The sequence below is a fragment of the Brevundimonas sp. genome (assembly GCF_031082345.1).
In the GTDB taxonomy this organism is placed as follows: Bacteria; Pseudomonadota; Alphaproteobacteria; order Caulobacterales; family Caulobacteraceae; genus Brevundimonas.
On record NZ_JAVHLH010000071.1, the window covers coordinates 1 to 11,353 of the forward strand.

The following is an 11,353-nucleotide window of genomic DNA, read 5'->3' on the forward strand; positions in this document are numbered from 1 at the left end:
GCACAGTGTCGGCGTCGAGGGCATTGAGGCCGTCGACCGGAGAGGCGTTGAGCAGGCGGGCCACATAGGCGACCGGGTGGAGGCGTTCGAGATCGGCGATGGCGGCTTCGGTGGCGGCGCGCCGGTCGCGCGACAGGCCGGCGTCGTCGAGGGCGTCGAGCACGGCGCGCAGCCGCTCGGGCCGCTCCGGATGACCGGCGCCGGGCCGGTGCTCGATCATGTCGGGATGGGTGAAGAGGGCGACGCTCACGCGGGAAGACTATGCGTCCGCGCCGCACTTGTCGCGCCCGGATCGAGGTTGTAGGCGCCGATCATGACCGAGCCCCTGATCCGCCCCGCAGTCGACGCCGACGCCGAAGCCCTCGGCGTGCTGGGGCGACAGACCTTCATCGACACCTTCGTGGACGGGTTCGCCATCCCCTACCCGGCCGACGACCTGAAAACCTTCCTCGACGCCAGCTTCAGCGCCGAGACGATCCGCGCCAAGCTGAAGGAGCCGGGCGCGGCCTGGTGGGTGGCCGAGCGCGACGGCGAACTGCTGGCCTTCGCCAACACCGGGCCGAACACCCTGCCCCATCCGGACGCCCGGCCCAGCCACGCCGAGCTGCGGCGGCTGTATGTGTCGAAGGGGGCGCAGGGGCTGGGGCTGGGCACGAAGCTGCTGGCCGTGGCCCTGGAGTGGATGGAGGCGCACACCGACGGGCCGCTGTGGATCGGGGTGTGGAGCGGCAACCTGAAGGCGCAGAAGCTGTATGCGGCCTACGGGTTCGAGAAGGTCGGCGAGTATCAGTATCCGGTGGGCGACTGGCTGGACGACGAGTTCATCTTGCGGCGCGGCTGAGCCGGGCTCAGGTTAGGTCGATGCTCCTGCCCTTCTTCACCGCCCTGCGCGACGCGAAAGTGCCCGTGTCGATGAAGGAATGGCTCCATCTGATGGAGGCCATGGACAAGGACGTGGCGGGGCGGAAGGTCGACGACTTCTACCACCTGTCGCGGGCGGTGCTGGTCAAGGACGAGAAACACTACGACCGGTTCGACCAGGTGTTCGGCAAGGTGTTCGCCGGGATCGAGACCGTGGGCGCGGGCGAAGAGCCGGCGCTGGACGTGCCCGAGGACTGGCTGAAGCTGCTCAACGAGAAATATCTGACCGACGAGGAGAAGGCGCAGATCGAGGCGCTGGGCGGGTTCGACAAGCTGATGGAGACGCTGAAGCAGCGGCTCGAGGAACAGAAGGGCCGGCACGAGGGCGGCAACAAGTGGATCGGCACCGGCGGGACCAGCCCGTTCGGCCACGGCGGCTACAATCCCGAGGGCGTGCGGGTCGGCGGGCCGGGCAAACAGGGCCGGGCGGTCAAGGTGTGGGAGAAGCGCGAATACCGGAACCTGGACGACCAGGTCGAGCTGGGCACGCGCAACATCAAGGTGGCCCTGCGCCGCCTGCGCCGGTTCGCGCGGCAGGGGGCGCCGGACGAGCTGGACATGGACGCCACCATCGACGGCACGGCGCGCCAGGGCTGGCTGGACATCCATATGCGGCCCGAGCGGCGCAATACGATCAAGGTGCTGCTGTTCCTCGACATCGGCGGCTCGATGGATGCCCATGTGAAGATGTGCGAGGAGCTGTTCTCGGCCGCGAAGACCGAGTTCAAACATCTGGAATTCTTTTACTTTCACAACTGCCTCTATGAGGGCGTGTGGAAGGACAACCGGCGTCGGCACAGCGAGAAGATCCCGACCTGGGAGGTGCTGAACAAATACCCCGGCGACTGGCGGGCCATCTTCGTCGGCGACGCGACCATGAGCCCCTATGAGGTGACCATGCCCGGGGGCTCGGTCGAGCACTGGAATGAGGAGGCCGGCGCGGTCTGGCTGAAGCGGGCGACGCAGCAGTGGGACAAGGTCGCCTGGCTGAACCCGTCGCCGGAACGCTACTGGAGCTATTCGGCCTCGGTCGGGATGATCCGCGAACTGGTCGACGAGCGGATGTATCCGCTGACCCTGGACGGGCTGGAGAAGGCCATGCGGGCGCTCGCCAAATAGGCTAGTCTGGCCGGGCTGGTTTCAGGAGGTCCGCCATGCTCGCCCTCGTCGCCGCCGTCATCCTGCAACAGGCCGCCCCGGGACAGGTCGTGTGGCAGGAGCCCGCCCCGCCCGAGCCGGTCGTCGCCGAAGCGCCCGCCGCCCCCGCCCTGCCCGACTGGGCCCGGGCCGACCCCTATGGCTACGAGCGGTCGGAGTGCAGCCCGCTGATGCGCAAGGCCAATGAGAGCCTGGAGGCCTGTCAGGCGCGGGTCCGCGCCGCGCTGGCGCTCGATCTGGGCGGCGACCTTCCCCCGGGGCTGGCCGGCGGCGGGGCTGAGGAACAGTGCCGGCAGGCGGCGGCGGGCGATCGTTACGCCCTGCAATGCGGCGCGCCGAGCCGGTCGATGGCGAGCGGGCCCCGGCTGGTGGACACGACCTGCGAGACCCGGCCCCGCGTCCAGCCCGAGGGCGGCGTGGTCTGGACCGAGGAATGCCGCCCCGCCGACGGCAGTAAGCCCCCGGAAGAGGGCCTGCGCATCCGTCTCGGCGGCGACGACGACTAGCGGACACGCAAACGCCGCGCCCCGGGAAGGGAGCGCGGCGCTGGTTGGTTCAGTGCGGACTAGTGACGCTTGTCGTCGCGCAGGGCGTCCTTGACCCCGCCGACCGCGTTCTGGACCTTGCCCTCGAACTGGTCGGCCTTGCCTTCGGCCTTCAGCTTCTCGTCGCCGGTGAGGTTGCCGGCCGCTTCCTTGGCCTTGCCGCCCATGTTCTTGGCGGCGCCTTCGACTCGATCATGATCGGTCATGTCTGAACTCCTTGCAGGGCGCGGCAGGAACGCCGCGTATGCAAGACCAACCACCGGGCGGGCGTGACGTTCCCTCGCTGCGTCAAAGCGTTCGGCGCATCCGGACCTTGCCCGAGGGCTTGTCGTCGACCCTGACGAAGCCGGCCCGGGCGAACAGCGGCACGGTCCCGGTCCAGACGAAGGCGGCGGCCTGGGGCTTGTCGGCCGCGACCGGATAGCCCTCGAGGGTCACGGCCCCCGCGTCGCGGCAGGCGTCCACAGTGGCGTCCAGCAGTGCGGTCGCCACGCCCTGGCCGCGCCGGCCCGCCTTCACGAAGAAGCAGGGGATGGACCAGACCCGATCGGCATCGTCGACGGCCAGCGACGGCGCGCGGTCGATGCGGGAGAAATAGCGGCGGGGGCCATAGGTGACCCAGCCCACCGGCTCATCCCCGTCGAAGGCGATCAGCCCCCGCCGGTCGCCGCAACTGACCTCATCGCGCAGCCGGCTGTGGGCGATCTCGCCCTTGATGTCGTCGAACCGCTCGCCCTTCTCCAGCCTGACCCACTGGCACCAGCAGCCGGCGGTCGCGCCGCGGGGCCCGAACAGCCGCTCGAGCTCCGGCCACAGGTCCGCTGTCAGGCTGCGAACCGACAGGGTCACGGACGTCTTCGCAGCCAGACGGCGACGGCCCAGGCGTGGGCGTCGTGGCGAAGCTCGTTCAGGGCCGTGTGCGGGTGAAGCCAGACCAGCTCGTGGTCCTCCTCGACCTTGGCGGCGGGGTCGAGCGACAGATGCTCGGCGATCCAGAACGACGCGACGTTGTTGACCGGCGCGCCGTCGGACTTGCGGAAATACTGGGCCGCCTCCGCGATGCAGGCGAAGGGACGGACGGCCATGCCCGTCTCCTCGACGAACTCACGGACCAGCGCCTGTTCGCCGGTCTCGTCGCCGTCGATGGCGCCGCCGGGCAGGTCGTAATAGCTGCCCGCGCCCCGGTCGACGCGGACGCAGGCCAGCTTGCCGTCCTGGAACACCAGGCCGAACGCCGTGGGCCGCGGGGCGTAGTCGAGGGACGGGTCGGGGTCGCCGAACTGGAGCATGGAGAAAGCCTAGCGCGCGACGGTCAGAGATCGAAGGCCAGACGCGCGCGTACGCCGGCGTAATCCGGATCGTATTCGACCTTCGACCCCAGCCCCGCGGCCAAGGCGGAGACGATCCTGCCGCCCAGGCCGGTGCCCTTGGGCTTGGCGTCGCCGAGGCCGGGACCGTCGTCCTCGACCGTCAGCAGGGCGCGGCGGGCCCGGGCGTCCGGCTCGAGACGGATGCGGATCTCGCCGCCCTGACCCGGGCGGTAGGCGTATTTGACGGCGTTGGTGACCAGTTCGGCGACGATGACGCCGATCGAGACGGCCTGGTCGGTCGAGACATTCAACGGTTGCGCCTGCAGCGACAGGGTCGGGGCGCCGGCGCCGGGGGCGAGGGACTGGCCGAGTTCGGCGACCAGCCCCTCGAGGTATTCGTCCATGGCCACCGAGGTCATGTCGTCGGAGGTGTAGAGGCGGCGATGGACGTGGGCCACGGCCTCGATGCGGGCCTGGGCCTCCTTCAGCGCCGAGCGGGCGCCGTCGTCGGCGAGGTGCCGCAACTGCAGCGACATGAAGCTGGACACCAGCTGCAGCGAATTGCCGACGCGGTGGTTGACCTCGCGCAGCATGGCCTCGGCCCGGTCGCGGGCGAGGGTCAGCTGAGCGGTGCGGTCGCGGACCTGGGTTTCGAGCCCGGCGTTCATCCGGTCCAGCGTGTCGCGCGCTTCCTGGATCTCGCCGATGTAGCGGCGAACCAGCCAGATCATGATACCGGCCAGCACCACCACCAGCAGTCCGCCGAGCGCATTGGCCCACAGGGTCAGCCCTGAGCCGTACTCCGACTGGCGGGTGCGCGACTCGAGGCGAACCATCTCGATCTCGTCGATGGCGCCGATCTGCGCCCGGATCGTATCCATCAGCGCCCGCCCCTGGCCCGAGCGGACCAGCTGGACGGCCTCGCCGATCCGGCCGGTGCGGGACAGGGCGACCGATCGCTCCAGCTCCGCCAGCTTGTCGCGCGAGGCCTCGAGCATGACGGCGACGTGCGCCTCCAGCTGGGGATCGCCGGCCGTCAGCCGCTCCAGTTCGGCCATCTGCTCCGGTACGGAGGTTTCGGCGCGATTGTAGGGGGCGAGGAATTCCGGACGACCCGTCAGCAGGAAGCCCCTCTGGCCGGTCTCGGCGTCGACCAGCGATATGAGCAGGGCGCCGGCCGCCCCGCGCACCTGTTGCGACCGCTCGACCTGGTCGTTGAAGGCGACGGTGCGCTGAATCATGACGAAGGTCGCCACGTTCACCGCCAGCAGCAGCAGAATGGCGCCCGCCAGCAAGGTCACGATCGACCGCCCGATGCTGGGGGTCCGCGCGAACCGGAGCAGGGCGGGCAGGGACGGGCGGACAGCCGAAAACATCGGGCGCGAGCATTAGCGGCCTCTTTCGGCCTGTCGAGTCGCGCGTGGAGGGAAACTGCCCCCTCCCCGCGGATTTACGGTAAAGATCAGCGCGCAGGGTGGGAGCATGAATATGGTTTGGTGGTGGTGGATCGCGCCGGCGCTGGTCGCGCTGATCGGACTGGTGCTGTTGTTCCGGGGCCTGGCCGCCCTGTTCAAGGGACGGTTCTTCGGCGGCCTGCTGGGGGGCGTCGGGGGCGCGGGCTTCATCGCCGCGGCCATGATCGCGGCCCTGCTGGGCCTGGACGTCCAGACCTATTCCCGCCTGACCTACGAGCGCCCGGTGGCGACCATCGAGACCCGCCAGCTGGGCCCGCAGTACTATGAGGCCACAGTGATGCAGCCCGCCCGCGGCGAGGACGTCCCGGCGGTCAGCAACCTGTATCCGCTGCACGGCGACGAGTGGCGGATCGAGGCCCAGGTGCTGAAGTGGAAGCCGTGGGCCAATGTTCTGGGTCTGGATACGCAATACCGGCTGGACCGGCTGTCGGGCCGCTACAGCTCGATCGAGCAGGAGATCAACGCCGCGCGCAGCGTGCACCCACTGACCGGCGGGGACGCCGGCCCGAGCTGGCTGCCGTGGAGGGTCAGCGCCTGGGACACGGCCCGGAAATACCGCCATCGCGTCGACGCGGTCGACACCCTGTACGGCGGCGGCGCCTATATGCCGATGGCCGACGGGGCCAAATACGAGGTCTGGATCACCCAGTCGGGCCTGATCGCCCGTCCCGCCAACGACGCGGCGCGGGAAGCTTCGGCGGGGGGGTGGACCACCCAATAGACCCTTCTCCCCTTGCGGGAGAAGGATGCGGTTACACCGTCCCGATGGTCCTGAGCCGGGCCTTGGGGTGGACCTCGTTCTGGCTCATCACCACCGTCTGGCCGCGGAAGCGTTCGATGATCGAGCGGACGTAGGGGCGGACCTGCGGGCCGGTCAGCAGGACGGCGGTCTCGCCGGCCATGGCGGCGCGTTCGAACACGTCGCGGACGGCGCGGATGAAGTCCTGCAGTTTCGACGGCGCCATGGCCAGCTGCTTGTCCTCGCCCTGCCCCACCAGGGCCTCGGCGAAGGCCTGCTCCCAGTCGGGCGACAGGGTGACGATCGGCAAGGCCCCGTCGTCGCCCTTGTGCTGCCAGCACAGTTGGCGCGCCAGGCGGGCGCGGACGTGCTCGACCAGCAGGGTGACCGACGAGGTGTGCGGCGCCGCCTCGGCGAGGCCCTCCAGAATGGCCCCGAGGTCGCGGATCGAGACCTTTTCGCGGAGCAGCGACTGGAGCACCCGCTGCAGGGTGGTGACGGTGACCACCGAGGGGATCAGCTCGTCGACCAGCTTCTTCTCTTCCGGGCCCAGTTCCTTCAGCAGCTTCTGCACCTCGGCGTAGGAGAGCAGTTCGGCCATGTTCTCCTTGAGGATCTCGGTCAGATGGGTGGTCAGCACCGTCGACGGATCGACGATGGTGTAGCCGCGGAAGGTGGCCTCCTCGCGCAGGCTCTCGTCGATCCAGGTCGCGGGCAGGCCGAAGGCGGGTTCCCGGGTGTGTTCCCCGGGCAGTTCGACCTGGCGACCGGCCGGATCCATGGCCATCAGCGAGCCGAGGCGGACCTCGCCGGCGCCCGCCTCCATCTCCTTGATGCGGATGGCGTAGCCCTGGGTGCCGAGGCGCATGTTGTCGAGGATGCGCACCGACGGCATGACGAAGCCGTACTCCTGGGCCAGCGAGCGGCGCAGGGCCCGCACCTGGTCGGTCAGGCGCCGGCCCTCGAGGTCGTTGATCAGCGACAGCAGGGAATAGCCGAGCTCGATCTTGACCTCGTCGATGGTCAGGGCGGTGCCGATCGGCTCCTCGACGTCCTCCTTGGGACCGGAGGCGGTGGCGGCCATCTCGGCCTCGCTCGGCTTGGGCTTGAGGCGATTGCGGCCGAGGCGCCAGGCCATGAAGCCGGTTCCGATGGCCAGGGCCGCGAACGGCAGCAGCGGCATGCCGGGGATCAGGCCGATCAGGCCGGCCGCGCCGGAGACGACGCCGAGGCTGACCGGATTGGTGGCCAGCTGGGCGACCAGGGCCTTGTCGGCCGTGCCCTCGACGCCCGCCTTGGACACCAGGAAGCCGGCGGCGATGGAGATGACGATGGCCGGGACCTGGGTCACCAGACCGTCGCCGATGGTCAGGGAGACATAGGAGTTGGCCGCCTCGCCGATCGGCATCTGGTGCTGGACCACGCCGATGAGAATGCCGCCGATGACGTTGATGAAGACGATGATCAGACCGGCGACGGCGTCGCCGCGGACGAATTTCGAGGCGCCGTCCATGGCCCCGAAGAAGGTCGATTCCTGCTCCAGCTCCTTGCGCCGGCGCTTGGCGCCCTCCTCGTCGATCAGACCGGACGACAGGTCGGCGTCGATGGCCATCTGCTTGCCCGGCATGGAGTCGAGGGTGAAGCGGGCCGAGACCTCAGCGATGCGGGTCGAGCCCTTGGTGATGACCACGAAATTCACCACCAGGATGATGGCGAAGATGATGATGCCGATGATGAAGCTGCCGCCCATCATCAGCGCGCCGAAGGCCTCGATCACCTGACCGGCGCCGCCCGAGCCCTCGTGGCCGTGGCTGAGCACCAGCCGGGTGGAGGCCAGGTTCAGGCCCAGCCGGAACAGGGTCGAGACCAGCAGGACGGTGGGGAAGATGGCGAAGTCCAGCGGCTTCTTCATCATCACCGCGGTCATCAGGATCAGCACGCTGGAGACCAGCGACAGGGCGAGCAGCATGTCCAGCAGGAAGGTCGGGATCGGCAGGATCAGCAGCAGGATGACGCCGATGACGCCGATGGCCATGCCGACCTCGCCGCGCGCGACCCAGCCCATCATGTCGCGCCCGGTCGGACGGGCCATGCCGTCCTTCATCATGGTCGAGGCGGGGATGTCGGTCATGCGCGGCCGAGGCGTTTCAGCGCGAGGCGGGCGGCCTCGGCGATGACGGCGTCGTTCCGGGCGGCCGGGGCGTCGCGCGTGGCGTGATAGTAGGCGGCGACGATCACCGGCGAGCCGGTCGGCGGGTAAAGCACCCCGATGTCGTTGGTCGGACCGTAGCCCCCGGTGCCGGTCTTGTGCGCCACCCGCCAGCCGCCCGGAACCCCGGCCTTGAGCCGGTCCGCCCCGGTCGGCGAGTCGACCATCCAGCGCAGCAGGATCGCCTTGTGTTCCGCCGAGAGCGGCGTGGCCGGATCGACCAGCAGACGCTCCAGATTGGCCGCCGAGCTCAGGGGCGTGATGGTGTCCTTGTCGCCATCCAGCCGGTTCATCTCGGGTTCGAAACGGTCCACCGTGGTGCTGTCGTCACCAAGTGAGCGGTAGAAGGCCCGCATCGGCTCCAGACCGCCCATGGCCTTGAGCAGCAGGTTGGCGGCGGGGTTGTCGCTGACCTCGACCGCGCCCTTCATCAGGGCCTCGACGCTCAGGGCGCCGCCGACGGCGGGCTCGGTCACCGGGGCGTGGTGGGTCATGTCAGCGGCGGTGACGGGAATCCGGCGATCCAGCCGTTCCTCCCCCGCCTGCACCCGCAGGAAGGTGGCGGCGGCGAGAAACATCTTGAAGGTCGAGCAGTAGACGAACCGCTCGTCCCCGCGCCAGGCCAGGCGGCGACCCGTGCCGGCGTCATGGGCGACGAAGCCCAGACGGCCGCCGTTCTCACGCTCCAGCGCGGACAGGTCGAAGGCTTCGGGCGGGGTCGGCGCCTGCGCCGGCGGGGCGGGCTCGGCGCGGACGCAGCCGGCGACGCCCAGGGCGCCGAGACCGGTCAGGACGCTTCTGCGGTCCGTGGATCGGGTCATGGTCAGGCGGCCGCGTAGCCGGACGAGGCCACGCCCGACTGCGGGGCGGGGATGCTGGTCCCCTCGTCGGCGTATTCGTTGAGCTTGTTGCGCAGGGTGCGGATCGAGATGCCGAGGATGTTGGCCGCATGGGTGCGGTTGCCGAGGCAGTGCGACAGGGTGTCGAGGATCAGCGTCTTCTCCATCTGCGCCACGGTCTGGCCGACGTGGGCGCGGGTGACGGCGTCGGCGACGTGGGCGGCGCGTCCGGCCACCCCCGCGTCGACGGCGGCGCCGTGGCTGCCGGCGCTGAGCGGCTGGCCGTCGGGCAGACGGATGGCCTCGACGTCGATCTCGGGTCCGACCGCCAGCAGCACGGCGCGGTGCATGGCGTTCTCCAGCTCGCGGACGTTGCCGTTCCAGCGGTGCGAGACCAGCGCGCGCTTCGCATCGGCCGAGATCGGCTTGACCGGCACGCCGTTGGCGGCGGCGTATTTGCGCACGAAGTGATCGGCCAGCACGGCGATGTCGCCCGGCCGCTCGCGCAGGGCCGGCAGGCGCAGGTTCACGACGTTGAGGCGGTACAGCAGATCCTCGCGGAACGTCCCCTCGCTGACCGACCGGGCCAGGTCGCGGTTCGAGGTGGCGATGATGCGGATGTTGACCGGCACCGGCTTGGTGCCGCCGACACGGTCGATGACCCGCTCCTGGATGGCGCGCAGCAGCTTGGCCTGCAGGCGCACGTCCATCTCCGAGATTTCGTCGAGCAGCAGGGTGCCGCCGTCGGCCTCCTCGAACTTGCCGATGCGGCGGGCCATGGCGCCGGTGAACGATCCCTTCTCGTGACCGAACAGTTCGGACTCCAGCAGATTGTCGGGGATGGCGGCGCAGTTGACGCTGATGAAGGGCCGGTCGGCGCGCTTGGACCCGGCGTGCAGGTAGCGGGCCATGACCTCCTTGCCGACGCCGCTTTCACCGGTGATCAGGATCGAGGCCTCCGAACGGGCCACCTGGTCGGCCAGCTGGATGACGGCCTTCATCGACGGATCGGCCGAGATCAGCGGGCGCTCGTCGTCGGCGACGGCCGACAGCACGGCGGCGATCAGATCGGCCTCGGGCGGCAGGGGGATGAATTCCTTGGCCCCGGCGCGGATGGCGTTGGCCGCATCGGTCGCATCGGCGTCGACGCCGCACGCCACCACCGGCACGTGGATGCGCTCGGCCTCGTTGGCCGCGATCAGGGCGGCGATGTCGACGCGGTAGTCGACCATCAGCAGGTCGGCCCCCTGCCCGCGCCGGAGCTGTTCCGTCGCCTGGTCGCCGCGCTCGACGTGGCTGACCTTGGCGCCGTGCGCCATGGCCATCTTCACCGCCGTCGCCAGCTGTCCGCTGAGCCTGCCAACCACCAGAAGCCGCATCGGTCTTCTCCTCTAATCTCTACGCTCGTCGCCGGATCAGGCGCCGCTGTCTTCCGTCTTGATGATTTCCGTCATGGTCACGCCCAGACGGTCCTCGACCACCACCACCTCGCCGCGGGCGACCAGGCGATTGTTGACGAAGATGTCGATCGCCTCGCCGACCTTTCGGTCCAGCTCCAGCACCGAGCCGCGGTTCAGCTTCAGCAGCTGGGCCACGGACATGTGCGCCTTGCCGAGCACGGCCGAGATGTTGACCGGCACATCAAAAACCGGGGCCAGGTCGCTGGCGCTCTTGTCGGTCGCCTCGTCGTTGACGGTGATCGCGGTGGAGTCGGCGAACTCCTCCAGGGCCATGGTGTCGGACGCCATTACGGCCTCCCTTCCATTGTCGGTTCAGGGGTGAGGGTGTCAGCGTGGCCGGCTTCGGCGGCGAGGGCCGAGTCGAGCGCCTCGCGCATGCGGGCGAAGGCGGCTTCGGGCTCGAAGGCGGCGCGGCCGTCGGCCCATTCCAGCTGGAAGGCGGCGGGCGGCGCGCCCGGCTCCTCGCGGAAGGCCACCACGCCCGAGAAGCCGGCGTCGGCGCACAGCCGTTCGATGCGGGCGCGGTTGGCGTCGTCGAGCTCGCCGGCGCGGATGACCAGACGCGGCGAGGAGTCGATCTCCTGGCCGAGGGCCTCCAGCGCCGCCTGCAGTTGCTCGAGGCACCGCTTCCGCAGCGGACGGTTGGTCGACCAGTCGGTCGTGTCGAATGCCAGGCGCGCCGCGGCGATCGCGCGGT

12 protein-coding genes and 2 pseudogenes are annotated in these 11,353 nt (G+C 69.7%); 4 read left to right on the top strand and 10 right to left on the bottom strand.

The window, feature by feature from the left end; genetic code table 11:
- Positions 1-250, bottom strand: a pseudogene (locus RDU12_RS06545) (histone deacetylase family protein); the annotation flags it as partial.
- A gap of 63 nt (positions 251-313) precedes the next feature.
- On the opposite strand from RDU12_RS06545, the gene RDU12_RS06550 reads away from it, so the two are divergent.
- From RDU12_RS06550 to RDU12_RS06560, 3 genes are read left to right on the top strand one after another with little or no spacing between them, the layout of a single operon-like run.
- Positions 314-841, top strand: coding sequence for a GNAT family N-acetyltransferase (locus RDU12_RS06550; RefSeq protein WP_300290024.1), 528 nt, complete (start codon positions 314-316; stop codon positions 839-841).
- Between the two features lie 20 nt (positions 842-861).
- Positions 862-2,040 carry a VWA domain-containing protein gene (locus RDU12_RS06555; RefSeq protein WP_300290023.1) on the top strand — a complete coding sequence of 393 codons (1,179 nt, stop codon included), beginning with the start codon at positions 862-864 and terminating at the stop codon, positions 2,038-2,040.
- A gap of 35 nt (positions 2,041-2,075) precedes the next feature.
- Complete coding sequence (locus tag RDU12_RS06560; RefSeq protein WP_300290022.1) at positions 2,076-2,585, top strand: hypothetical protein; 510 nt, start codon at positions 2,076-2,078, stop codon at positions 2,583-2,585.
- A gap of 59 nt (positions 2,586-2,644) precedes the next feature.
- Here the strand turns inward: RDU12_RS06560 and RDU12_RS06565 are convergent, their stop codons facing one another.
- The 4 genes from RDU12_RS06565 to RDU12_RS06580 form a co-directional block, all read right to left on the bottom strand.
- Positions 2,645-2,830: a CsbD family protein gene (locus tag RDU12_RS06565; RefSeq protein WP_300290021.1), complete on the bottom strand. Its 186-nt coding sequence runs from the start codon at positions 2,828-2,830 to the stop codon at positions 2,645-2,647.
- Positions 2,831-2,912: 82 nt separating this feature from the next.
- Positions 2,913-3,473 carry a GNAT family N-acetyltransferase gene (locus tag RDU12_RS06570; protein ID WP_300290019.1) on the bottom strand — a complete coding sequence of 187 codons (561 nt, stop codon included), beginning with the start codon at positions 3,471-3,473 and terminating at the stop codon, positions 2,913-2,915.
- The gene (locus RDU12_RS06575; protein WP_300290018.1) at positions 3,470-3,913 is read right to left on the bottom strand and encodes an NUDIX domain-containing protein; all 444 of its coding nucleotides are present in this window, start codon (positions 3,911-3,913) and stop codon (positions 3,470-3,472) included. Before RDU12_RS06575 ends, RDU12_RS06570 begins: the two co-directional genes overlap by 4 nt.
- Before the next feature lie 23 nt (positions 3,914-3,936).
- Positions 3,937-5,235 (bottom strand): CHASE3 domain-containing protein, encoded by a 1,299-nt coding sequence (locus RDU12_RS06580; RefSeq protein ID WP_308684311.1) that lies wholly within the window; start codon positions 5,233-5,235, stop codon positions 3,937-3,939.
- Between the two features lie 181 nt (positions 5,236-5,416).
- Between RDU12_RS06580 and RDU12_RS06585 the strand changes: the two genes are divergently transcribed.
- A complete protein-coding gene (locus RDU12_RS06585; protein ID WP_300290016.1) occupies positions 5,417-6,130 on the top strand; it encodes a hypothetical protein in 714 nt (237 codons plus the stop codon).
- 31 nt (positions 6,131-6,161) lie between these two features.
- On the opposite strand, the gene flhA is transcribed toward RDU12_RS06585, so the two are convergent.
- The 5 genes and pseudogenes from flhA to RDU12_RS06610 form a co-directional block, all read right to left on the bottom strand.
- Positions 6,162-8,255 carry a flagellar biosynthesis protein FlhA gene (gene flhA / locus RDU12_RS06590; protein WP_300290025.1) on the bottom strand — a complete coding sequence of 698 codons (2,094 nt, stop codon included), beginning with the start codon at positions 8,253-8,255 and terminating at the stop codon, positions 6,162-6,164.
- Positions 8,256-8,275: 20 nt separating this feature from the next.
- Positions 8,276-9,178 carry a class A beta-lactamase gene (gene bla / locus RDU12_RS06595; protein WP_308684312.1) on the bottom strand — a complete coding sequence of 301 codons (903 nt, stop codon included), beginning with the start codon at positions 9,176-9,178 and terminating at the stop codon, positions 8,276-8,278.
- 2 nt (positions 9,179-9,180) lie between these two features.
- A complete protein-coding gene (locus tag RDU12_RS06600; protein WP_308684313.1) occupies positions 9,181-10,575 on the bottom strand; it encodes a sigma-54 dependent transcriptional regulator in 1,395 nt (464 codons plus the stop codon).
- A 36-nt stretch (positions 10,576-10,611) separates the two neighbouring features.
- Positions 10,612-10,944: a flagellar motor switch protein FliN gene (fliN, locus tag RDU12_RS06605; RefSeq protein ID WP_300293390.1), complete on the bottom strand. Its 333-nt coding sequence runs from the start codon at positions 10,942-10,944 to the stop codon at positions 10,612-10,614.
- Positions 10,944-11,353 (bottom strand): annotated as a pseudogene (locus tag RDU12_RS06610) (hypothetical protein); the annotation flags it as partial. The gene fliN and the pseudogene RDU12_RS06610, both read right to left, overlap by 1 nt.

Bases quoted from the DNA above. Each gene is read 5' to 3' on its own strand.
- RDU12_RS06575 (WP_300290018.1), bottom strand. From the start codon at position 3,913: ATGCTCCAGTTCGGCGACCCCGACCCGTCCCTCGACTACGCCCCGCGG.
- RDU12_RS06585 (WP_300290016.1), top strand. From the start codon at position 5,417: ATGAATATGGTTTGGTGGTGGTGGATCGCGCCGGCGCTGGTCGCGCTG.
- flhA (WP_300290025.1), bottom strand. From the start codon at position 8,255: ATGATGAAGGACGGCATGGCCCGTCCGACCGGGCGCGACATGATGGGC.
- bla (WP_308684312.1), bottom strand. From the start codon at position 9,178: ATGACCCGATCCACGGACCGCAGAAGCGTCCTGACCGGTCTCGGCGCC.
- RDU12_RS06565 (WP_300290021.1), bottom strand. From the start codon at position 2,830: ATGACCGATCATGATCGAGTCGAAGGCGCCGCCAAGAACATGGGCGGC.
- RDU12_RS06550 (WP_300290024.1), top strand. From the start codon at position 314: ATGACCGAGCCCCTGATCCGCCCCGCAGTCGACGCCGACGCCGAAGCC.
- RDU12_RS06560 (WP_300290022.1), top strand. From the start codon at position 2,076: ATGCTCGCCCTCGTCGCCGCCGTCATCCTGCAACAGGCCGCCCCGGGA.
- RDU12_RS06555 (WP_300290023.1), top strand. From the start codon at position 862: ATGCTCCTGCCCTTCTTCACCGCCCTGCGCGACGCGAAAGTGCCCGTG.
- RDU12_RS06600 (WP_308684313.1), bottom strand. From the start codon at position 10,575: ATGCGGCTTCTGGTGGTTGGCAGGCTCAGCGGACAGCTGGCGACGGCG.
- fliN (WP_300293390.1), bottom strand. From the start codon at position 10,944: ATGGCGTCCGACACCATGGCCCTGGAGGAGTTCGCCGACTCCACCGCG.